Origin of the sequence: Bradyrhizobium oropedii (genome assembly GCF_020889685.1) — a bacterium.
Taxonomy (GTDB): Bacteria; Pseudomonadota; Alphaproteobacteria; order Rhizobiales; family Xanthobacteraceae; genus Bradyrhizobium; species Bradyrhizobium oropedii.
This window is the reverse complement of sequence record NZ_JACMYO010000155.1, coordinates 1-20,823: the sequence shown is the minus strand read 5'-3', so window position 1 is coordinate 20,823 and position 20,823 is coordinate 1. Positions and strand designations below refer to the sequence as shown.

Below are 20,823 nucleotides of genomic sequence, written 5' to 3'. Positions count from 1 at the left end.
CGCCGGAATCGTCATCGCAGCGATGACCTCAGGCGGCGGCGACCCGTCGCGCCGGAATCGTCATCGCGGCGACGCCGATCACGACGCAAGCGAGCCCGATCCACGCGGTCGGGCTCAGCCGCTCGCCCAGAAAAGCGACGCTGAGCGCAACCCCGATCGGCCCCCGCAGATAGGCCTGTGCGGTGGTGCCGACTGACCCGAGGGTCTGGATCAGGCGGAAGTAGATCACGAAGGCGATCGCGGTCGAGAACACCGCAAGTGCCAGCAATGCGGCGAGCGAGCTCGCCGACGGCGCTAGCGTCCAGGGCCGTTCGACGGCAAGGCTGAGGGGAATCAGCATCGCAGCGCCCGCGATCAGCGAGCCGGCGGCCGGCGCCATCGGATCGAGCCCCTTGAAGCCCCGGCTGAAGATCGCGGCGCAGGCGTAACAGATGGTAGCGGCGACGATCGCGACCTCGGCCACGATCCCCTCCCCTAGATCGCGGAATGCGTCGACGCCCACGATCAGGCAGATCCCCGTCATACCGGCGATCACCCCAAACAGCTTCCGCGGGCTCGCGGCCTCGTGGCGGGTAATCGCGACGGTGAACAGAAAGGTGAAGATCGGCGAGGCCGAATTGAGGATGGTGGCGAGCCCGGCATCGACGAAGCGTTCGCCCCAGGCGATCAGCGTCCACGGGATCACGCTGTTGAGACAGGCCTGGAAGATGAAGCGCCGCCGGGTCGCGCAATCGGTCGGCATCGTCACGCCGCGCATCCGCATGATGACGAGCAGCAAGACCCCCGCGATCGCGGTGCGCGCCGCGATCAGCGTGATCGGCGGGATGGTCGCGACGCCGAGCTTGATGAAAGTGTAGGAGCCGCCCCAGAGCGTGGCGAGCGCGAGCAGCAGCGACAGCTCGAAACCCATATGGGGCTGGCGCGCGTCGCTAGGCGTGGAGCCGGTCACGACGCGCTCCCTGCAAGCCAGCCGGTGGTTGCCGCAAACAAGCCGTCACGCCCGTGCTCGAGATGCATCAGATGCGTCGCCTTGGGCACGACGACATCGGCCTTCTTGGTGGCGCCCAATGCATGTGTCAGCCAGGCTGCGTCAGCATCCAGACAAAGGTTGTCCCATTCACCGCCCACGATCAGCGTCGGAGCCACGACACGGCGCGGGTCGTAGGCGAGCTGCCCGGACATTACGGCGATGATGTCGGCCTGCGGCCCATTTGGAATCCGGACCGCCGGCGGGGTGCGTCCGGTCGCGCCGGCTTCGCTTGCCAGATAGGCCGGCCCCCACTCGGCGAGCTCGGGCTCGATCAGCACCGGCGGATGCGACGGCGGGACGTCTTCGACAAACCGCTTCAACTGATCCGCGATGGTCACCTCGCGCCATGCGCCGATGCTCTCGGGGAGTGGCAACCCCTCCAACTCCCGCCGGACGATCGGCCCGAATAGCACGAGGCGGCCGACCGCATCCGGATGATGCCCGGCAAAGAGGCCGGCAGCCATCGTGCCCCACGAATGCGCGACGATATGAACCGGCGCGCCGGCACGTTGCTTGCGGATGTGATCCACCACCACACCGACCTGAATGGCAGCTTCCGCCGCACGGCCGAGCGGTGCGATCCCGCTCGCGGGCATCGACATCTGCCGCGGTCTGCTCGAGCCGCCGAAGCCGACGAAATCGAAACCCCAGACGTCGAAGCCGCCGGCATTGAGATCGTCCGCCCAGGACCGCCTGCCAAAGCGGTAGCCGACCGACAGCGCCGACGGGAACGTCGCGCCGTGAACGTAAAGCACGGGATCGCCGGCACCCGGCCAGTGCCGCACCAGCAGCGTGTCGTCGCTGCCGGGCAGCGTCAGATGGAATTCGCGAGATGTTGGGACGTCAGGGGATATTGCCACGTTGGCTCCTTATGCGCCGGGCGGTTGGCCCGGCGCGGTGACCTTACGTGATTATATCGGCGCTTCTGGTCGCGATACTTCGATGCTCGCCGAAGTCTGGTAGCGGTAACTGCCGGGCTCAGCCCATCGCACCGACGTCGAACACCTCGCCGTCGTAGCCGGCTTCCTTGGGGATGCGGAGCTGGCGGCCGGTAGCGGTCTTGGTCATCACCGGCATCACGGCGACGATCGATTTGCCCTTGCTGTCGGCGAGCGCGGCGCCGACGTTCGGCTGCTTGCCGAGCTTGATCAGGTTGCGCGTGGTCGGGAATGGTAGCTTGAAGCGGCCGGTCTCGCCGCCTTCCAGCGCTTCGCGCGTCGACACCCAGATCGAATCGGTCGATTCCTTGCCGTCATGCGCACCGAGCTGCTCGGGCGGCGCTGCGGCCAGGAAGAACCAGGTGTCGAAGCGCTTCGGCATGCCCTCCGGCGTGATCCAGTGCGCATAGGGCACGAGCTCGTCGAGCGCGAGCACCATGCCGTTGTCGGTCAGCACCTTGAGGAAGGTGATCTTGCCTTCGTTCAACGCCGCACGATGCGCGGTGGCGATCTCGTTCGCACGCCCGGCGTCGACCAGATCCTTCGAGCCCTGCGGCCGCGCCAGCAGGATGCCGCTTTCCTCGAAGGTTTCGCGGATCGCCGCGATGCGAAAACCGAGCGCGTCACCGTCGAGCCCTTCCCCGCCTGAATAGAGCGCAGGATCGGCGGCGATCTCCTTGTCGTTCTTGTCGACGCTGCCGCCCGGAAATACCAGCGCCCCCGAGTTGAACTCGATCTGGTGATGGCGAACCATCATGAAGACTTCGATCTCGCGTGACGAGGCGCCGTCGCGCAGCAAGAGCACAGTTGAGGCAAGGCGCGGAGCAACGATCTCGGTCATTATTTAGCCTGCGGCGCTGGATTGTGGTTGCAGATTGGCACGGCGGTCAACGCGCGCCACGCGGGAGAGCAGATAGTCGACCTCGGCCTTCGCCTGCGGCGTGATGACGGCACCGGGCTTGCGCTGGGCGCTGGAGGAAATGATGCCGCGCTTCTGCAGCACGTATTTGCGCACGGTGAGGCCAACGCCGGGCTGCTGCTCGTAGCGGATCAGCGGCAGATGCGCGTCGAACAGATCATGCGCGGCATCACGCTTGCCGGCCTTGGAGAGATTGACCACGTCGATCAGCAGCTCCGGGAAAGCATAGCCCGTCATCGCGCCGTCGGCGCCGCGCTCCATCTCGAAATCGAGGAACAGGCCGCCATTGCCGACCAGGATCGACAGCGGCCGCAGCGAGCCGTCCTTCTGGAAATTGCGCAAGGTGGAGATCTTCTCCAGCCCCGGCCAGTCCTCGTGCTTGAGCATCACGCAGGACGGCGAATCCATCACGATCTTGCGGATCACGGCGGGCGTGAACACAACGGTCAGCGTCAGTGGGTAGTCCTGCAGCACCCAGGGAATATCGTCGCCGATCGCTTCCTGCGCCTGCTTGAAATAGCCAATGATCTGGTCGTCGGTGCGCAGATGCGGCGGCGGCGCGATCATGACGCCGGCGGCGCCCGCATCCATCGACTTCTTCGCCAGCGAGCGCATCGTGGCAAAGCCCGGCGCCGAGACGCCGACGATCACCTGCAGCTTCTTGGCGCGCTTGACGAAGCGCAGCGCGACCTGCTCCGCCTCCGCGGCATCGAGCTTCGGCGCCTCGCCCAGGATGCCCAGCACCGTGACGCCCTCGCAGCCGACCTCGGTGTAGAAATCGGTCAGCCGATCGATCGATGCCTCGTCGATGCGGCCGTCGTCGTGGAACGGGGTCGGCGCGATCGCAAAGGTTCCTGCGGCCTGGGCGGTGAGTTTGGTCATGGGTGCCTCGTCTGTTTCCGCCCTCTATACAGCCTCATTTCCGGCTGCGCCATTGCGCATCCGGAAGCCCCTCCCTACCCCCGGTCGCGGGTCATCCATTCCGGCCCGATGCCGCGCATCGCGCCGGAGTGGCATCTGTCTGTCCTTACTTGAACCGCCGCGCCGACTTCTTGATCTCGTCCTCCGAGAAGAAGATCTCGTTGGCGTGGGTGACGATATCCTCAGCCTTCCACCCGGTGAATGGCGGCGTCCAGCCTTCCATTTCCATCATCCGCATCTCGCGGACGCCGCGCGGACCCGAGACGCCGAGCACCTTGCCGGTCTGGTCACCCGACAGGTCGCTGACCATGTAGAGCACGGCCGGCGCGATGCCATCGGGACCGAGCGCCGCACCCGGGTTCTCCTTGTAGCGCGGCAGGTCTGCGGTCATCCGGGTCAAGGCGCCCGGCGCCAGCGTCCAGATCCGGATGTTGTACTTGCGGCCCTCGATCGCCAGCACGTTGGAGAGGCCCCAGATGCCACCCTTGGCCGCGCCGTAATTGGTCTGGCCGAAATTGCCGATCAGGCCCGAGGTCGACGACGTGTTGACGATGACGCCACCGCCATTGTCGCGCATCCATTTGAACACCGGCTGGGTGCAGCAGAAGGTGCCTTTGAGATGCACCTTCATCACCCTGTCCCAGTTGGCTTCCTTGGCCTTGTGGAAGGTCTCGTCGAGCAGGATGCCGGCGTTATTGACCAGGATGTCGGCGCGGCCGAAATGCTTGATGGCGTCGTCGAACACCGACTGGCCGCCGGCCAGGGTCGAGATGTCGGCGCCGTTGGCGACCGCACGGCCGCCCTCGGCCTTGATCGCGTCGACCACCTTGTCGGCCATCGACTTGTCGGAGCCCGAGCCGTCGCGCGGGCCGCCGAGATCGTTGACCACCACGGCCGCGCCCTCGCGCGCAAACAGTTTTGCGTAGGCTTCACCGAGCCCGCCGCCGGCGCCCGTGATCAGCGCCACCTTGCCGTCGAGTAATCCCATGGTTGTTTCTCCGTTTATTGTTGATTGCCGTCATTCCGGGGCGCGCGCAACGCGAACCCGGAATCCAGAGGTCGTCGATCGAGATTCCGGGTTCGATGCTTCGCACCGCCCCGGAATGACGGAAAGCTACGCCAGCACTGTCTTGCCGCTCTTGATCACGGTGACGCCGCGCGATTTCACCTTGGCCTCGAACGACACCACATTGCCGTCCTTCCACAGCTCCATGGTCACGGTCTCGCCGGGAAACACCGGCGAAGAGAACCGCGCTGCGTGCTGCTTGAAGGCTGAAGGATCGTAGTCGGCATAGGTCTGCAGCACGCCGCGGCAAGTGATGCCGTAAGTGCACATGCCGTGCAGGATCGGCCGCGGGAAGCCGGCCTTTTTCGCGAACTCCGGATCTGAGTGCAGCGGATTGCGGTCGCCGCAGAGACGGTAGATCAGCGCCTGGTCGGGCCGCGTCGTGATGTCGACCACCTTGTCCGGCGCCCGCTCCGGCACCTTGTGCGACTCGGGCTGGCCGTCCGATGGTCCGCCGAAGCCGCCGTCGCCGCGGGCGAAGCGCGAGGCCACAAGCGTTGCGAGCTTCTCGCCCTTCTCATCCCTGAGCACTGTCTGGTGGCGGATCACCGCGCCCTTGTCCTTGCCCTTGTCGAACACGTCAAGCACGGTCGAGTCCGCGGTGATGTGGGCCGCGGTCGCAAACGGCTTGTGGAAGCTGATGTCGCGCTCGCCGTCGACCACCATCACGCGGTTGAGGTTCATCTCGCCGGGACCGGCGCCCCAGGCTGCGACCGACGCGAATGTCGGCACCACCCTGAGCGGACGCGGCGTCAGCACGCCCTCATTGACGAAGGCGAGCTCCTTCTCGTCCATCGGATCGGCGCCGAGGCCGATACCATAGGCGTAGAGCATCACGTCGCGGTCGGCGTAGCTGTATTTCTGGCCGAGATTCTTCAGGGCCATCAGCTGTTCGTACACGATCGGCATTGTCGTTTTCTCCCCGAACCTTTTCGCTCTTCGCTGCCAATTGATGTGCCCTCTCCCCTTGCGGGAGAGGGCTACACCGGCAGTCGTCACAATCTCGCTTCGGTGAGGGGTTCGTGCCGCAGAGAAACTCGTTTCGCGGAGAGAGACCCCTCACCCGCCTTCGCTTTCAGCGAAGGCCCCCTCTCCCACAAGGGGAGAGGGTTAAAATCAGGCCGGTGTGAAGAACGGCAGCGGAGCGCCGTCGGTCGGCTTCCACACCACCTTGACCTTCTGACCGATCTTCACCGTCTCGAGATCGCAATCGACGATGTTGGTCTGCAGGGACGGACCTTCCTTCAGCGTCACATAGGCGATCGCATAGGGACCGGTCGGCGACTTCCGCATCAGGCTGTAGGTATAGACCGTCGCCTCGCCGCTCGACTCTTCCCACACCGTCTTGTCTGAGAAGCAGAACGGGCAGATCGCGCGCGGGAAGTAATGCGCTTCCCCGCAGGTGGTGCAGCGCTTGATCATGAACTTGCCCGCCTCCGCCGCTTCCCAGAACGGCGCGCTCTCCGGATTGGTCACCGGGGCATTGTACTTCTTGGCTTCAGACATCACGCACGCTCCAGAATGCAGGTTGAGGCGGCGTGGCGAACGCCGAGCAGACCGCCGGTGCCGTGGGCGATCGCGAGGTCGCAGTTCTTCACCTGCACCTTCGGATGCGCCTCGCCGCGCAACTGGCGCACAGCCTCGAGGATCTTGGTCATGCCGCCGCGATTGACCGGATGGTTGCTGCACAGGCCGCCGCCATCGGTGTTGAACGGCAGCTTGCCGACACCCGAGATCAGATTGCCGTCGGCGACGAACTTGCCGCCCTCGCCCTTCTTGCAGAAGCCGAGATCCTCGAGCTGCATCAGCACCGTGATGGTGAAGCTGTCATAGATCGAGGCGTACTTGATATCCTTCGGCGTCACGCCCGCTTCCTCGAAGGCGCGCGGGCCAGACCACACACCGGCGGAGTAAGTCAGATCGAGATCCTTGCCGCCGCGCGGACCCTTCGCCGCCTCGCCGTGACCGATCAGGCGCACCAGCGGCTTCTTCAGGCTCTTCGCGATTTCCGGCGTGGTGACGATCATCGCGCCGCCGCCGTCGGTGACGACACAGCAATCCATCCGGTGCAGCGGATCGGAGATCATCGGCGAATTCAGCACGTCCTCGACGGTGACGACCTCCTTCAGCATCGCATGCGGATTGTATTGCGCATGGTGCGAGGCCGCGACCTTGATCCAGGCGAGTTGCTCGGAGGTCGTGCCGTAGTCGTGCATATGGCGCATGGCACACATGCCGTAGGCATTGTGCGTGGTAGCCCCGTAGGCCAATTCGAAATCGGCCTCGGCACCGGACGCGCGCGGCGGCATCGGACCGGTGCGCGGCTTGCCCGCCAGCGTGACCAGCGCGACCGAGCATTTGCCCGCGGCGATCGCCTCGGCAGCGTGGCCGAGATGGATCAGATAGGAACAGCCACCGGTCTCGGTGGAGTCGATGTGACGCAGCTTCTTGGTGTTGAGGCCGAGGTAATCGACCATCGGCCACAAGCCGCCCGGCGCGTCGCCGGCGCAGAAATAGCCGTCGATGTCGTCCTTGGTGAGCCCGGCATCCTCGATCGCGCCCTTGGCGACCTCGGCGTGAAGCTGTGCTGTTGATTTATCCGGTGCGTGCCGGGTGGGATGTTCGTAGATCCCGGCAATGTAGGCCTTGCCCTTGATGGTCAAATCGCTCTCCGCTGGCGTTTTTCATCTCCAGCGTTTTTCTGAACCGACGACGCGACCTTGGCAAGCGCGGAAATATTCCGTCAGGCGAGACTGTGTCCGCGAACTCATTTGCGTCCCTGCGAAAGCAGGGACCCATAACCACAGGATTGCGTTGTTCGATCAGCTGTGGCCCCAGCATCGCGCAACGACGAACTGCGGTGGTTATGGGTCCCGGGTCGCGCTTCGCTTGCCCGGGACGACATCGGTTGTGTGGCTACCTTACTCCGCCGCCATCTGCCGCGGCGCCGGCGGCGGGTTGGCGAGGTCGGCGGCGAGTTGCGCGTAGCGAACCTTCGCCTCCTTGATCGCCTTGTCCTTCACCGGGCCGTAGCCGCGGATGCGGTCGGGCAGCGACAGCAGTTCGACCGCGATGTCGTGATTGAGCGGCGACAGCAGGTTCAGCACCGTCGCGACATCCTTCTCGTAGCCCGCGATCAGATCGCGCTCGAGCTTGCGGTCGGCGTTGTAGCCGAAGATGTCGAGCGGCGTGCCGCGCAGGAAGCGGAATCGCGCCATCACCTTGAAGGCCGACATCATCCACGAACCGAAGGCGCGCTTCTTCGGGCGGCCCTGTGCATCCAGCCCGCCGCCGAGGATCGGCGGCGCGAGATTGAAGTTGAACTTGAACTCGCCCTCGAACTGGTCGCGCAGCTGCTTCTCGAAGCGGCCATCGGTGAACAGCCGCGCCACCTCATACTCGTCCTTGTAGGCGAGCAGTTTTGCGTAATTGATCGCGACCGCGCGCGGCAGCGCCTCTCCATAGCCGCCCTTGGTGGCGGCATCGCGCACATGGTCGACCAGCTTGCGGTAACGCTTGGCGAGCCGCGCGTTCTGGTAGTCGGTCAAGAGCGCCATGCGATGGGTGATGATCTCGTCGAGCGACATCGCATCCAGTGACTTGACCGGGGCTGCGTCGCCATCCTGCCCCTTCATCATCGCGGCGAGCCGCGCCGGATCCGCGGCAGCGAGGCGCCCGAGCTGGAATGCCTGGGTGTTCATCTTGATCGAGACGCCGTTGACCTCGATCGCCTGCTGGATCGCTTCCGCCGACAGCGGCAGCAGCCCGCGCTGATAGGCATAGCCCATCATCATGATGTTGGTGGCGATGCTATCGCCGAGCAGCGCTTCGGCCGGCTTGGTGAAGTCGAAGAACGCGGAGTCCTTGCGCAGCTCGGTCTCCAGCACGCTGTTGACCTTGCGGCTCTGGAAATTGAAGTCGCGGTTGAGGATGAAATCTGCGGTCGGGATGATGTGGCTGTTGATGATGCCGACGGTGCGGCTCGCCTCGCACAGCGAGATGGTGTCCTTCGACACCGCCACGACCTCGTCGGCGGCGAGGACGAGATCGGCCGTGCCGGTCACGATACGCGAACAGGTCACATCAGCGGTGTGCTCGGAGAGCCGGACGTGACTGAGCACCGCGCCGCCCTTCTGCGCGAGGCCGGACATGTCGAGGATCATCGAGGCCTTGCCCTCGATATGCGCGGCCATGCCGAGCAGCGCGCCGATCGTCAAGACGCCGGTGCCGCCGACGCCGCCGACCGCGATGTTGTAGGGCCGGTCGAGCGCGGGCTTCGAGGCCGGCTCCGGCAAGGCGCCGATATCGCCGAGTTCAGTCGGCGCGCGACGCTTGAGCGTGCCGCCGTCGACCGTGACGAAGGACGGGCAAAAACCCTTCACGCAGGAATAGTCCTTGTTGCAGGTCGACTGGTTGATGGTGCGCTTGCGCCCCAATTCGGTTTCCAGCGGCTCGACCGAGATGCAGTTCGACTGCACCGAGCAGTCGCCGCAGCCTTCGCAGACCGCCGGATTGATCAGCACGCGGCGGGCCGGATCCTCCATCAGACCGCGCTTGCGACGGCGGCGCTTTTCGGCGGCGCAGGTCTGCACGAACACGATCGCCGAGGTGCCCTTGGTGTCGCGACACATCTTCTGGACGTTCTCGAGCTCGTCGCGATGGAACAGCTTGACGCCCGGCGCGATGGTATCAGCCGGATAAGAACCCGGATTTTCCGAGACCAGGTAGATCTCGCGGATGCCTTCGGCGTGGAGCTGGAAGGTGATCTTCTGCGGCGACAGGTCGCCGTCGTGGTGCTGGCCGCCGGTCATGGCGACGGCGTCGTTGTAGAGGATCTTGTAGGTGATGTTGGCCTTGGAGGCGATCGACTGGCGGATCGCGAGAATGCCGGAGTGGAAGTAAGTCCCGTCGCCGAGGTTGGCGAAGATGTGGTTCTCGTTGGTGAACGGCGCGATGCCAACCCACGGCACGCCCTCGCCGCCCATGTGGGTAAAGGTCTCGGTCGAGCGGTTCATCCACAGCGCCATGAAGTGGCAGCCGATGCCGCCGAGCGCGCGGCTGCCTTCCGGCACCTTGGTCGAGGTGTTGTGCGGGCAGCCCGAACAGAAATACGGCGTGCGGCTGACCGGCGCCGTCGCCTGCATCTGGCTCGACTGGCGGCCGTTGAACCAGTCGGCCTTGGCGCGCAGCATCTCGGCGATTTCAGGGTTGAGATTAAGTCGAAGCAGCCGTTCGGTGAGCGAGCTCGCAAGCGAGGCAACGCTGAGCTCGGCGGCGAAGGTCAGGAAGCGCTTGTCGTGATCGTCCATCTTGCCGACGATGCGCGGACGCACGTCGTCGCGCCAGTTGAACAGCTCCTGCTTGACCTGGTTCTCGACGATCTCGCGGCGTTCCTCGACGATGAAGATCTCCTCGAGCCCGACGGCGAAGTTGCGCACGCCTTCCGGCTCCAGCGGCCAGGGCATGCCGATCTTGTAGAGGCGGATGCCGATCTTGGCGGCGATCTCGGGCGTGATGCCGAGTTCGCGCAGCGCCTGGCGGATGTCCTCGTAGCTCTTGCCCGAGGCCATGATGCCGTAGCGCGCGTTCGGCGAATCCATGGTGATGCGGTTGACCTTGTTGGCGCGGGCAAAGGCGATCGCGGCAAAGCCCTTGTAATCCTGCAGCCGGCGGTCCTGCTCGAAACGGTCGTCAGGCCAGCGGATGTTGAGGCCATCAGGCGGCAATTCAAAATCGGCCGGGATGATGAACGGCGTCATCTCGTCGGTGAGGTCGATCTCGGCCGTGGTCTCGACCGTCTCGGTGATCACCTTCATGCCGACCCAGCAGCCGGAGTAGCGCGACATCGCGATACCCAGGAGGCCCATCTCGATCATTTCGTGGATGCTGGAGGGATAGAGGTAGGGCATCAGCGCGGATATGAAGGCGTGGTCGGACTGATGCGGGACGGTGGAGGACTTTGCGCCGTGGTCGTCGCCGGCAAGGCAGAGCACGCCGCCGTGCTTGGCGGAGCCTGCCGCATTGCCGTGGCGGAAGACGTCGCCGCAGCGGTCGACGCCGGGGCCCTTGCCGTACCAGATGCCGACCGCGCCATCATATTTGGCGCCGGACGACAGGCCAAGCTGCTGCGAGCCCCAGATCGCGGTGGCCGCCAGGTCCTCGTTCACGCCGGGCTGAAATTTGATGTTGTACTGCTCGAGATGCTTGCGCGCGGCGAACAGCTGCTGGTCGTAGCCACCGAGCGGGGAACCGCGATAGCCGGAGATGAAGCCTGCCGTGTTGAGGCCTGCGGCGCGGTCCCGTCTGATCTGCGCCATGGGCAGGCGGACCAGCGCCTGAATGCCGGTCATGAAGACGTGGCCGGTGCCTTGGGTGTATTTCTGGTCGAGGCTGATAGGCCCTTGGTTGATTCCCATTTAGCCCTCTTTGCGCTGGTCGCGACGGCTGCGTTTTAGCTAGTCATCCGAGCTTGTTAGAACCAGTCTATGTCGGATTTTCCGGCCTGCGCGACACAATTCTGGGCGACCAGGCCCGTCGCTCAAAAATCGCAATTTCGTGCCGGGAATATCGGAGCGCCGTTTCGGTTTCTGTCGCAGGACAGGCCCTCGGCGAAATGGCGTAACGCGTCTTGTGGACCGGAAGGTGCGGAAGGTGAATGGATGCGGCGACGACATCGAACGGCCGGTGCGATTCTGGTCACAGCGCTGTTGTGCGGTGCGTTCGCGGCCGGCGAATGCGCCGCTGCGACGACCGACGACATCGTCGCCCGCGGCAAGGCGCTCACGATCGCCGGCGACTGCGCCAGCTGCCACACCGCCGACCCGGCCAGGCCCTTCGCCGGGGGCAAGCGGATCGACACGCCGTTCGGTGCGGTGTTTTCGCCGAACCTGACGCCCGACCGCGATACCGGCATCGGCGGCTGGAGCGACGACGATTTCCTCCGCGCGCTGCGGAGCGGCGTCTCGCCGAACGGGAAGCATTATTACCCGGCCTTCCCGTACCCTTACTTCACAAAGCTGATCCGCGACGACATCCTGGCGATCCGCGCCTACCTCGCGACGCTTGCGCCGGTCAGCAACAGAGCGCCGCCGCCGCAGCTGCGCTGGCCGCTATGCTACCGCGTCCTAATGCGGGCCTGGAATGCGCTGTTCTTCACGCCGGGCATCATCCAGCCGGACCAGAGCAAGGGTGCCGAATGGAATCGCGGCCGCTATCTGGTCGAGGCCCTCGCCCATTGCGGCGCCTGCCACACGCCGAAGAACGCATTCGGCGCCGACAAGCGCGACCAGGCGCTCAATGGCAGCATGGTCCAGGGTATGTTCGCGCCACGGCTCGACGGCGCCGCGCGCAGCGGGCTGAAGTCCTGGAGCGCGGACGACATCGCCGAATATCTGCAGAGCGGCCGCAACGGGCACAGCCATGCCGGTCCGCTGATGTCCGAGGTGGTGGTCAACTCGACCTCGAAGATGAGCGACGCCGATGTGCGCGCGATCGCGGTTTATCTGAAGAGCCTGCCCGGCGGCGCGCCGGAGCCTGCGGTCACGCCGCCCTCGCCGGCGCAGATGAGCGACGGCGAGCGCATCTATCGCGGCGCCTGCGTCGCCTGCCATGAGCTCGACGGCTCCGGCGCGCCGCGGATCTATCCGCCGCTGCCCGGCAACGCCAATCTGCAATCGGCCAACCCGGCGAGCACGCTGCGCGTCATCCTCGACGGCGCACAGACCATCACCACGCCGCGCGCGCCGAACGCAGGCTCGATGCCGGCCTATCCTAAACTCACCGACCAGGAGGTCGCCGACGTCGCGACCTATATCCGCAATTCCTGGGGCAATGCGGCACCGGCCGTGACGGCCGATGAGGTCGCCAAGGCGCGGACAGCGAAATGAAGGCGCGCATGGCGAAACAGCAGCTCACCGCTCCTCGCCGCTGAACACGAATTTCGGCATCTCCCATTTGTAGCGGATCGCGAGCAACCGGAAGCTCAGGCCGAGCGCGAAGGTCAGCAAGGTCCAGGCCTGCGGGTTGAGGTTCAGTCCGAACGCGGTGGCGTAGAACAGCCCCGTCACCACGGAGACGCTGGCGTAGAGTTCGCTGCGAAACAGCAGCGGCACCTCGTTGCAGAGGATGTCGCGCAGCACACCGCCGGCGCAGCCGGTGATCATGCCGGCGACGATCACGATCGGCAGCGAGGCATCGACCTGCCAGGCCACGTCGCAGCCGGCCATGGTGAACACCACAAGCCCGATCGCATCGAGCACCAGGAATGCGAGATTGAGCCGGTGCACCAGCCGCGCCAGCAGGATGGTGGCGAAGGCGCCGGCCGCCGCGATTGCGAGGTAGATCGGGTGCTTGACCCAGAGCAACGGATAATGCCCGAGCAGCACGTCGCGGATGGTGCCGCCGCCGAGCGCGGTGATCGCCCCTAACATGCAGACGCCGGCCCAATCCATGCTGCGCCGGCCGGCCGCCAGCGCCGCCGTCATCGACTGCGCTGCAACGGCGATGAACGAGAGCACGTGCAGCACCGAATCGGTGGGCGGCATGGTCCACATTGAAATGGCCTCATGGAACAGGTTCGGAACCCAAGGAATCGCCGGTTCCTGCATGAACGGGTTGCAACATTGGCGCGGAACATCCTCACGCGCCAGCCATTGTCCCCTGCGTTTAGCTTAGAGGTGCTAACGGAGGAACTTTGCAATGGCTTACCAACCTGACGATCCGTATCGCGCCAACCTGACCGAAGACGAAATCCGCCGTCAGGCGCGCTTCAACAGCCTGGACAACGAGCTGCAGCCGGATCCGGAACTCCAGGAGGGACCGGCCAGCACCACCAAGGTCGCGATGTTCGCAGTCGCGGTGGCCGTGGTGCTCGGCGCGCTGTTCTACGGCTTGAACAATACGTCGGTGCACGAGGCCGGGACGACGCCGTCGACGCAGACCGCGCAGACCCAGCCCGTCAACCCCGCCGCGCCGCCTCCGGGCATGCGCGACGTGACGCCGAAGCCGAACAGCCAGCCCGGCACGACAACGGGCGCGGCGCCGGCCAACCCGGCGAACCCGCCGTCTGACATGAACAAGTCGGACATGAACAAGCCGGCGGCCCCACCGGCCGGGGCTTCGAAATAACGCGTGACGACACTGACCAGGCGCGAGCGGCGGGCCCAAGCGGCCCGCTGCTTTTGGCGCGTGAGGTCTATTTGAACATCTTGTTGAGCTCGCCACCGGGATAGCCGTTGGCGAATTCGGTGAAGGTGCCCTTCTCGGCCATCTCCTTCGCCGCCTTCATGACGCCGGTCCAGGCCATCCGCGCCAGCGCGCCGCCGACGCTGATCCGGCGCACGCCGAGATCGGCGACCGCCTGCAGCGTCAGCTCCGACACGCCGCCGATCAGGAGATTGACCGGCTTCGGCGCCACCGCCTTCACCACCGCCGAGATCTCCTCCTTGGTCTTGATGCCGGGCGCGTAGAGCACGTCGGCGCCCGCGTCCGAATAGGCCTGCAACCGCTCGATCACCAGATTGAGGTCCTGCTTGCCCCACAGAAACGCCTCGCAGCGGCCGGTGAGCAATACGCCGCTGTTGTCGGCATCGATCGCCTTGCGCGCTGCCCTGATGCGCTCGACCGCCAGCTTGTGTTCGAACAGCGGATTGACAGCGTCACCGGTGGAGTCCTCGATCGAGAGCCCGGCAACGCCGGTCTTGACGCCGCGCGCGACATTGACCGCAACCTTGTCGGGCTCGACGGCAAAGCCGCCCTCGAAATCCGCATTGACGGGAATATCGACCCCTGCGCAGATCGCGGTCAGGTGATCGCAGACGTCGTCGACGGTGACGCGGTTGTCGGCCTTGGCGATGGTCCAGGCGAAGCCCGCGCTGGTCGAGGCCAGCGCCTTGAAGCCGAGATGTTGCAATGCGCGGGCGCTGCCGACATCGAACGGGTTCGGGATGATGAAGCATCCGCTCTCATGCAGCTTCTTGAAGGCTGTACGTTTGTCAGCAGTTGGCAGTGGCATTGGTCGCTCCCTGATGTCGTTGGCCGCGCACACATAGGCACGCGCATCCGCGGGCGCTAGAGCTTCGGCTCGTGCACCGTGCGGCTGTCCTTCGGCGCCTCGTCGCGTTCGTTCAAGCCGTAGTCGCGCATGACGCTCGCCACCCGTAGCCGATAATTCTCGAAGATCCGCGCGCGGCCCTTGGCCTGGGTGCGCCGGTGCTCGACCGTGTTGCGCCAGGCTTCCACCGCGGCCTCGTCGCGGAAGAATGACAGCGACACGAACTTGCCCTGCTCGGTGATGCTCTCGAACCGCTCGACCGAGATGAAGCCGTCGATCTCCTGCAGGATCGGCTTCAGCTCGGCGGCAAGGTCGAAATATTGCTGCCGGTGCTCCGGCTTCGGCCAGACTTCGAAGATCACGGCGATCATGGGCGTCTCCGCATTTCTGATGTGGAGCGACTATAGCTCGACCTTGCGCAGAAATGTCCGCTCTTCGGCGAGGATGAAGCGGTTTTCTTCCGCGAAGTGGAAGTTCGCCATGCCCTCTTTGTCCTGGCGCAGCCGCGCGCGATAGGCCTCGTAGGCGGCGAGGCTTTCAAACGAGATCAGCGCGAAGCCGATGTTGTTGGTTCCCTCGTGCGGCATCCAGTAGCCGAGCAGATCGCCACCGCAGCGCGGGATGATCGAGAGCCAATTGCTCGAATACTCCTCGAACATCGCACGCTTGAACGGATCGAGCTGGTAGCGGATGAAGACGGTGACGGTCATTGATGGCCTCCGATGAATGTATTCCGTCATTGCGAGCGTCAGCGAAGCAATCCATCGCTCCGCATATGCGGGACCATGGATTGCTTCGGCGCTCCGCGCCTCGCAACGACGGCAAGGTGGACACTACCAGCTTGCTCCACCTCGATGCTTCGGCTATCATCGAACTATGAAAGCAGGACCCGATATCTCCCGGATCGCCGCTTTGGTCGGTGATCCGGCACGCTGCAACATGCTGACCGCGCTGATGACCGGCCGCGCGCTGACTGCGAGCGAGCTGGCGCAGGAGGCCGGCATCACGCCGCAGACGGCGAGCTCGCATCTCGCCAAGCTCGAGGCCGGCGGGCTGATCGAGCCCGAGAAGCAGGGCCGCCACCGCTACTATCGCCTCTCTGATCCCGACGTCGCCGACGTGCTGGAAGGCCTGCAGGGCATTGCCGCCCGCGCCGGCCACATGCGCGTGCGCACCGGACCGAAGGATCCGGCGCTGCGCCGCGCCCGCATCTGCTACGACCATCTCGCCGGCGATCTCGGCGTGCAGATGCTCGACAGCATGAGGCGGCAGAAGCTGGTGCGCCAAAGCAAGCAGGCAATCGAGCTCACCGGCGAAGGCAAGCGCTTCATGGCCGAGGAGTTGCAGATCGACGCCGACGCGCTGACGCATCCGCGCCGTCCGGTGTGCAAGGCCTGTCTCGACTGGAGCGAGCGGCGCCACCATCTCGCCGGCACGCTCGGCGCTGCCATGATGGACCGCTTCACGGAGCTGAAATGGGCCGCGCGCGACGCGACGCCGGGCAGCCGCGTGGTCAATTTCTCGCGAACCGGCGAGAAGCGGTTCGCAGCGCTGTTCGGCGCGGGCGAGTAAGATCGCGCTCAAGTCAACTTCGGCTCGGTCATTCGCGAAGCCTTGGGTCTCGCTTATCTCGCACTCCGACACATTTCGCGCGCTCGCCACCGTGTGCTTCGTCCTGCTCGCGCCCGCGAAATATTTTGAAATGATATTGAGCTTGCTTGCGGCGCGCTGACGCAGGTGTGACCTGCAACATTCATGTCGCATTCAGCCCGCAACATTATGGTCGACGACATCAGGTACGGCTTCTGCAATGATCCGGCCGGGCGAATCGGTAATCTCAAGTTTGTTGCGGTGCCGCAGCGCGCGGCCCACTAAAAAGGAGAAGTCATGAAGTATCTTTTTGCAGCAGCAGTTTTGGTGACGACCGCTTTCGCCGGCATCAGCGCCGCTGATGCTGCCGGTGGCTGCGGCCCCGGTTGGCACCGCGGCCCGTATGGTGGCTGCGTCAGAAATCGTGGCGCCGTTGTCGTCGCGCCGGGCGCCGTCGTCGTTCGCCCGCCGGTCGTGGTCGAGCGCCCTGTCGTGGTGGCGCCGCGCGTCCGCGCCTGCCCCTACGGATTCATGTGGCGCTACGGCCGTTGCCGCCCGATCTGATCGCGGCGCATTCCGTACAAACAAAACCCCGCCTCGCGCGGGGTTTTTCTTTTTCGACCTGGGGTCGATATCACCAGCGGCGCCAGTGATGACGGCGCCAATGACGGCGGCGCCAACCCCAATGCCTGTGGTGCCAACGCCGATGATACCAACCGTGATGCCAACGCACCTGCTCGGGCTTCAGGCGATCGACCTCATCGCCCGTGGTCACGGCCGGATGCGCATCGTTGGTCGCCGGCGAGCGTCCATCCGGGTTGAGGGGAAGCGGCGCGAGCGGCGCCGCCTGGGCCGTTGCTGCGAACGTGGCTGCTCCGGCGGCGACACCGAAGGCCAGCTTCAGAAAATCCCGGCGTTCCATGAGAGTTTCCCTTTGTTGCTGAGTTGGACCAACTGGACCCCTAAGTTTTCTCGTCCCGACCTGAACCCTCGCTGAACCGCGCGTTCACGTTTCGCGGAACTCGACGCCGCACGGCTGCGTCCGCAACGTTGTGACATCACACACTCACCACGACGCGACGGCCTCGTCCGCGCCCATCGGGCATGCCCGTTCCGACCGTTTCATGGGCGACCGAACAGGACTAGCATCGCGCCACAAGAACATCTCCGGGAGGCCCGCCGTGAAGCCAGGACAACCGATCAAGGATGCCAGCCACCTCTATGAAGTCGAGCGCCGCGCCCAGCACGCCGCCCGCCCCGGCTTCCGCATCATGGAGCTACAACTCTCGCCGACCCAGAAAGTGCCGTGGCACACCCACAGCAACATCTCCGACACGTTCTATGTGCTGGAAGGCCAGATGCGGCTGTTCCTGCAAGAACCGAAGGAGGAAGTGAACCTCAAGGTGGGCGAAGTCTACGCGGTTCGCCCGACCCGCCCTCACCTCGTCACCAATGCCGGCACGACTTCGCTGACCTTCCTGATCCTGCAAGGCGTCGGCGAATACGACTTCGTGCCGCTGGCGGGGAAGTAAGGCGTGTGACACTCTCTCCTCCGTCGTCCCTGCGAAAGCAGGGACCCATAACCACAGCGTTGCGTTGTTGAGCACGCTGTGGCCCCAGCGTCGCACAATTAGATCGAGCTGTGGTGATGGGTCCCGGGTCGCGCGGAGCCTGTCATCGGGCGCGCGTTCGCGCGACCCGTTGGCTTGCCCGGGACGACGCGGGGTGAGATCCCGATTCACATCTCAAACAGCGACGCGGATAAGCGTCCACATTGTCGCTGCGCATTCGACCGAACCTTGCATTTCGTTCCGCCGCTCCGAGATCAGAGCGCGCAGTCGCGCAACCCGGATGAGCCAACGGGAGCGCGCGACCTCCGTCACATCAACTTCAGCGGCGCATCGTGCACCAGCCGAAGTTCGATGTTACCGATCAGCCGCGCGCGGCGCGCCTCGGCGGTGCTGATGGCGGCCTCGGTCTGCCGCAAGGTGCTGACATTCGATCCGAGCGACACGATGCCGCCGAGCACCAGCGCAATCGATCCGAGCGCCGCAGTCTGCCCGGCCCCGAACAGGCCGAGCAGCGCGATCAGCAACAGCGCGACCGCACCTGCTATCGCGACTTTCGAGCCGAGAATGATCCGCCGGGATCGTTCGGCGCTGTCGGCCAACTCCTCGATCTGCGCCTCGATCTCGGAAATCTCGTCGGTCAGCTCGTCTTCGGTCATCGGGTTCGAACCTGTGAGGCGGGTCAGGCGACTGCGTCCGCCGTAGCTCAGCGAGCGAAGGCGGAAGCCGTAACCCGCCGTGTTCATTTTCGCAAGGAATCGCTACGCTACACGCGCGTGCCGGCTCTTGGTCATCCAATTCGGACTCAAATGTTAGCCTGTTCAACGCTTGACGACGGATGGGCCGTTGCGGCTCCCGCCGAGGTCGGCCTCGATGCCGACCGGCTCTCCCGGCTCGACGCGTTTCTCAAACATTGGCCCAAGCGCAACATTCACGCCGTTGTCATCGTCCGGCGCGGCAAGCTTGTGTTCGAGCGCTATTTCTCCGGCCGGGAGCGCCGGTGGATGGAGTGGTCGGCACCGGTCAATTTTCGCCGGAAACGAGGCACGACATTCGCTCCATCACGAAGAGCGTGACCTCCCTGCTGATCGGCCTCGCCGTGAGCGACAGACGATTTCCGCCACTCGATTCCGCTGTGATCGATCGCCGGAATATGCGACCTTCGCACGGCCAAGAACGCGCGCATCACGTTCCACCACCTGCTCACCATGTCGCGCGGCCTGCGCTGGGACGAAGCGCGGGGTTGGAAGAGTCAGGCGAACAACGAACGGCATCTGCTCGAAGCGAACGATCCCTACCGCTACGTTCTGCAACAGCGGATGGCACTGCCGCCCGGCGTCCTGTTCAACCATAGCGGCGGCGCCACCAGCCTGCTGGCTGCGGCCCTTGCAAAAAGCGTCGGCCAAAGCATTCATGTCTATGCCCGGGAAAAGTTGTTCGCACCACTCGGCATCACCGACGTCGAGTGGCTGAGCTTTACCGGCAGTGCCGAACTCGCGGCCTTTGCCGGATTGCGACTTCGTAGGGTGGGTTAGGCGAAGCCGCAACCCGCCACGGATCGCACGGAGCGAAGGCGGCGGGTAAGTTCGCTAACCCGCCCCACGCTCTTAGGACACCGGCACAACGCACGCGGGGATAGGCCCAGCCGACATCGCCGACTCGCGCGAAGAACCGTCAACGCTGGCCGATGCGTTTGAATGGCCGGGCAAGACCTTGACACGAACAAACACTCGCTCCCGTCCTCGATGGTCGATCGCTTCGTATCGGAGACTATCCGGTCCGCTGTAACCAGATCGGGCCCGATAAAAAACGCTTATGCCGCGGACCCAGCGCCCGATGCAGGCTCGATCCAGTCCCGAGTCGCCTGCCACCTCGAAATCCTCGATACGGTAACAAACAGCCCCATATTTGGGCGGCTTTATGAGCAAGAGCTCTGGGAGCTCGATCGGCGCGCATGTCTTGTCGGCAAATGCGTAGCCATTGATAACGGCCTCTTCTGACGTCCGGGCGGTAACCATCATCTCGGTATCTTGCGCGAAGCACGCTACGTCCATCGCAAGTATTGCGGACACCACACCTAATATCAGGTCGCACGATCGATCGGCGCTCTGCCACAGCCTCGATCGTCGACGCCACATTGCCACGGTCGTCTCCATCCCTCACAGCGGCAGATTGTCGTGTTTCTTCGCCGGGATCTCGACCTTCTTATCCCTGAGCATCGCGAGCGCCCGCGCGATCCGGCGCCGTGTCGAATGCGGCATGATGACGTCGTCGATGTAGCCGCGCTCGGCGGCGATGAAGGGTGACAGGAAGCGGTCTTCGTATTCCTTGGTTCGCGCGGCGATCTTGTCGGAGTCGCCGATGTCACTGCGGAAGATGATCTCCACCGCACCCTTGGCGCCCATCACGGCGATCTGGGCGGTCGGCCAGGCGTAGTTCATGTCGGCGCCGATTTCCTTCGACGCCATGACGTCGAACGCGCCGCCATAGGCCTTGCGGGTGATGATGGTGACGAGCGGCACCGTGCACTGCGAATAGGCGAACAGCAGTTTCGCGCCGTGCTTGATCAGCCCGCCATATTCCTGCGCGGTGCCCGGCAGGAAGCCCGGCACGTCGACGAAGGTCACGATCGGGATGTTGAAGGCATCGCAGAACCGCACGAAGCGCGCGGCCTTGCGCGAGGCGTCGCTGTCGAGCACGCCCGCCAGCACCATCGGCTGGTTGGCGACGAAGCCCACCG

General features: G+C 64.8%; 22 protein-coding genes. 6 read left to right on the top strand and 16 right to left on the bottom strand.

The genetic code is table 11. The annotated features are described in order from the left end of the window. Window positions 1–28 precede the first annotated feature (28 nt). The 9 genes from H8A95_RS32195 to H8A95_RS32155 all read right to left on the bottom strand — a co-directional run bounded on the left by H8A95_RS32195 (window position 29) and on the right by H8A95_RS32155 (window position 11,290). The gene (locus H8A95_RS32195) at window positions 29–910 is read right to left on the bottom strand and encodes a DMT family transporter (RefSeq protein ID WP_229186836.1); all 882 of its coding nucleotides are present in this window, start codon (window positions 908–910) and stop codon (window positions 29–31) included. Window positions 911–945: 35 nt separating this feature from the next. After that, entirely contained in the window at window positions 946–1,890 is a 945-nt protein-coding gene (locus H8A95_RS32190; RefSeq protein WP_229186834.1) for an alpha/beta hydrolase, read from the bottom strand. A gap of 118 nt (window positions 1,891–2,008) precedes the next feature. Then, entirely contained in the window at window positions 2,009–2,809 is an 801-nt protein-coding gene (locus H8A95_RS32185; protein WP_229186833.1) for an NUDIX hydrolase, read from the bottom strand. Between the two features lie 3 nt (window positions 2,810–2,812). Further along, window positions 2,813–3,769, bottom strand: coding sequence for a dihydrodipicolinate synthase family protein (locus H8A95_RS32180; RefSeq protein WP_229186832.1), 957 nt, complete (start codon window positions 3,767–3,769; stop codon window positions 2,813–2,815). Between the two features lie 145 nt (window positions 3,770–3,914). Beyond that, entirely contained in the window at window positions 3,915–4,796 is an 882-nt protein-coding gene (locus H8A95_RS32175; protein ID WP_229186831.1) for an SDR family oxidoreductase, read from the bottom strand. Between the two features lie 126 nt (window positions 4,797–4,922). Next, complete coding sequence (locus H8A95_RS32170; RefSeq protein WP_229186830.1) at window positions 4,923–5,783, bottom strand: MaoC family dehydratase; 861 nt, start codon at window positions 5,781–5,783, stop codon at window positions 4,923–4,925. 207 nt (window positions 5,784–5,990) lie between these two features. Continuing rightward, window positions 5,991–6,380 (bottom strand): Zn-ribbon domain-containing OB-fold protein, encoded by a 390-nt coding sequence (locus H8A95_RS32165; RefSeq protein ID WP_229186829.1) that lies wholly within the window; start codon window positions 6,378–6,380, stop codon window positions 5,991–5,993. Continuing rightward, window positions 6,380–7,537 (bottom strand): thiolase domain-containing protein, encoded by a 1,158-nt coding sequence (locus tag H8A95_RS32160; protein WP_163153354.1) that lies wholly within the window; start codon window positions 7,535–7,537, stop codon window positions 6,380–6,382. The genes H8A95_RS32165 and H8A95_RS32160 overlap by 1 nt, the downstream gene beginning before the upstream one ends. Before the next feature lie 258 nt (window positions 7,538–7,795). After that, window positions 7,796–11,290: an indolepyruvate ferredoxin oxidoreductase family protein gene (locus tag H8A95_RS32155; protein ID WP_229186828.1), complete on the bottom strand. Its 3,495-nt coding sequence runs from the start codon at window positions 11,288–11,290 to the stop codon at window positions 7,796–7,798. 243 nt (window positions 11,291–11,533) lie between these two features. On the opposite strand from H8A95_RS32155, the gene H8A95_RS32150 reads away from it, so the two are divergent. Beyond that, window positions 11,534–12,760: a c-type cytochrome gene (locus H8A95_RS32150; RefSeq protein ID WP_229186827.1), complete on the top strand. Its 1,227-nt coding sequence runs from the start codon at window positions 11,534–11,536 to the stop codon at window positions 12,758–12,760. 24 nt (window positions 12,761–12,784) lie between these two features. Here the strand turns inward: H8A95_RS32150 and H8A95_RS32145 are convergent, their stop codons facing one another. Continuing rightward, entirely contained in the window at window positions 12,785–13,426 is a 642-nt protein-coding gene (locus tag H8A95_RS32145; RefSeq protein ID WP_229186826.1) for a trimeric intracellular cation channel family protein, read from the bottom strand. Window positions 13,427–13,571: 145 nt separating this feature from the next. Between H8A95_RS32145 and H8A95_RS32140 the strand changes: the two genes are divergently transcribed. Further along, window positions 13,572–14,000 (top strand): hypothetical protein, encoded by a 429-nt coding sequence (locus tag H8A95_RS32140; protein ID WP_229186825.1) that lies wholly within the window; start codon window positions 13,572–13,574, stop codon window positions 13,998–14,000. Between the two features lie 67 nt (window positions 14,001–14,067). On the opposite strand, the gene H8A95_RS32135 is transcribed toward H8A95_RS32140, so the two are convergent. Genes H8A95_RS32135 through H8A95_RS32125 form a run of 3 tightly spaced genes read right to left on the bottom strand, consistent with a single transcriptional unit; the run spans window position 14,068 to window position 15,635 of the window. Further along, the gene (locus H8A95_RS32135) at window positions 14,068–14,886 is read right to left on the bottom strand and encodes an isocitrate lyase/PEP mutase family protein (protein WP_229186824.1); all 819 of its coding nucleotides are present in this window, start codon (window positions 14,884–14,886) and stop codon (window positions 14,068–14,070) included. A 56-nt stretch (window positions 14,887–14,942) separates the two neighbouring features. Then, complete coding sequence (locus H8A95_RS32130; RefSeq protein ID WP_229186823.1) at window positions 14,943–15,296, bottom strand: antibiotic biosynthesis monooxygenase family protein; 354 nt, start codon at window positions 15,294–15,296, stop codon at window positions 14,943–14,945. Between the two features lie 30 nt (window positions 15,297–15,326). Next, window positions 15,327–15,635, bottom strand: coding sequence for an NIPSNAP family protein (locus H8A95_RS32125; protein WP_229186822.1), 309 nt, complete (start codon window positions 15,633–15,635; stop codon window positions 15,327–15,329). A 166-nt stretch (window positions 15,636–15,801) separates the two neighbouring features. Between H8A95_RS32125 and H8A95_RS32120 the strand changes: the two genes are divergently transcribed. Further along, window positions 15,802–16,497 carry an ArsR/SmtB family transcription factor gene (locus H8A95_RS32120; RefSeq protein WP_229186821.1) on the top strand — a complete coding sequence of 232 codons (696 nt, stop codon included), beginning with the start codon at window positions 15,802–15,804 and terminating at the stop codon, window positions 16,495–16,497. Between the two features lie 315 nt (window positions 16,498–16,812). Then, complete coding sequence (locus tag H8A95_RS32115; RefSeq protein ID WP_074125592.1) at window positions 16,813–17,079, top strand: GCG_CRPN prefix-to-repeats domain-containing protein; 267 nt, start codon at window positions 16,813–16,815, stop codon at window positions 17,077–17,079. 70 nt (window positions 17,080–17,149) lie between these two features. On the opposite strand, the gene H8A95_RS32110 is transcribed toward H8A95_RS32115, so the two are convergent. After that, a complete protein-coding gene (locus tag H8A95_RS32110; RefSeq protein ID WP_229186820.1) occupies window positions 17,150–17,437 on the bottom strand; it encodes a twin-arginine translocation signal domain-containing protein in 288 nt (95 codons plus the stop codon). 259 nt (window positions 17,438–17,696) lie between these two features. Here H8A95_RS32110 and H8A95_RS32105 point away from each other — a divergent pair, with 259 nt between their 5' ends. Next, window positions 17,697–18,047 carry a cupin domain-containing protein gene (locus tag H8A95_RS32105; RefSeq protein WP_229186819.1) on the top strand — a complete coding sequence of 117 codons (351 nt, stop codon included), beginning with the start codon at window positions 17,697–17,699 and terminating at the stop codon, window positions 18,045–18,047. A gap of 347 nt (window positions 18,048–18,394) precedes the next feature. On the opposite strand, the gene H8A95_RS32100 is transcribed toward H8A95_RS32105, so the two are convergent. Next, window positions 18,395–18,742, bottom strand: coding sequence for a hypothetical protein (locus H8A95_RS32100; RefSeq protein ID WP_229186835.1), 348 nt, complete (start codon window positions 18,740–18,742; stop codon window positions 18,395–18,397). A 483-nt stretch (window positions 18,743–19,225) separates the two neighbouring features. On the opposite strand from H8A95_RS32100, the gene H8A95_RS32095 reads away from it, so the two are divergent. Continuing rightward, window positions 19,226–19,618, top strand: coding sequence for a serine hydrolase (locus H8A95_RS32095; protein ID WP_338028000.1), 393 nt, complete (start codon window positions 19,226–19,228; stop codon window positions 19,616–19,618). 624 nt (window positions 19,619–20,242) lie between these two features. Here the strand turns inward: H8A95_RS32095 and H8A95_RS32090 are convergent. Beyond that, a partial coding sequence (locus H8A95_RS32090; RefSeq protein WP_274617680.1) for a carboxyl transferase domain-containing protein occupies window positions 20,243–20,823 on the bottom strand: 581 nt, incomplete at its 5' end.

Coding starts and splice junctions, on each gene's coding strand:
- H8A95_RS32195 (WP_229186836.1), bottom strand. CDS start 910: ATGGGTTTCGAGCTGTCGCTGCTGCTCGCGCTCGCCACGCTCTGGGGC.
- H8A95_RS32175 (WP_229186831.1), bottom strand. CDS start 4,796: ATGGGATTACTCGACGGCAAGGTGGCGCTGATCACGGGCGCCGGCGGC.
- H8A95_RS32130 (WP_229186823.1), bottom strand. CDS start 15,296: ATGATCGCCGTGATCTTCGAAGTCTGGCCGAAGCCGGAGCACCGGCAG.
- H8A95_RS32115 (WP_074125592.1), top strand. CDS start 16,813: ATGAAGTATCTTTTTGCAGCAGCAGTTTTGGTGACGACCGCTTTCGCC.
- H8A95_RS32170 (WP_229186830.1), bottom strand. CDS start 5,783: ATGCCGATCGTGTACGAACAGCTGATGGCCCTGAAGAATCTCGGCCAG.
- H8A95_RS32100 (WP_229186835.1), bottom strand. CDS start 18,742: ATGACCGAAGACGAGCTGACCGACGAGATTTCCGAGATCGAGGCGCAG.
- H8A95_RS32180 (WP_229186832.1), bottom strand. CDS start 3,769: ATGACCAAACTCACCGCCCAGGCCGCAGGAACCTTTGCGATCGCGCCG.
- H8A95_RS32140 (WP_229186825.1), top strand. CDS start 13,572: ATGGCTTACCAACCTGACGATCCGTATCGCGCCAACCTGACCGAAGAC.
- H8A95_RS32185 (WP_229186833.1), bottom strand. CDS start 2,809: ATGACCGAGATCGTTGCTCCGCGCCTTGCCTCAACTGTGCTCTTGCTG.
- H8A95_RS32150 (WP_229186827.1), top strand. CDS start 11,534: ATGCGGCGACGACATCGAACGGCCGGTGCGATTCTGGTCACAGCGCTG.
- H8A95_RS32155 (WP_229186828.1), bottom strand. CDS start 11,290: ATGGGAATCAACCAAGGGCCTATCAGCCTCGACCAGAAATACACCCAA.
- H8A95_RS32145 (WP_229186826.1), bottom strand. CDS start 13,426: ATGTGGACCATGCCGCCCACCGATTCGGTGCTGCACGTGCTCTCGTTC.
- H8A95_RS32120 (WP_229186821.1), top strand. CDS start 15,802: ATGAAAGCAGGACCCGATATCTCCCGGATCGCCGCTTTGGTCGGTGAT.
- H8A95_RS32135 (WP_229186824.1), bottom strand. CDS start 14,886: ATGCCACTGCCAACTGCTGACAAACGTACAGCCTTCAAGAAGCTGCAT.
- H8A95_RS32165 (WP_229186829.1), bottom strand. CDS start 6,380: ATGTCTGAAGCCAAGAAGTACAATGCCCCGGTGACCAATCCGGAGAGC.
- H8A95_RS32125 (WP_229186822.1), bottom strand. CDS start 15,635: ATGACCGTCACCGTCTTCATCCGCTACCAGCTCGATCCGTTCAAGCGT.
- H8A95_RS32110 (WP_229186820.1), bottom strand. CDS start 17,437: ATGGAACGCCGGGATTTTCTGAAGCTGGCCTTCGGTGTCGCCGCCGGA.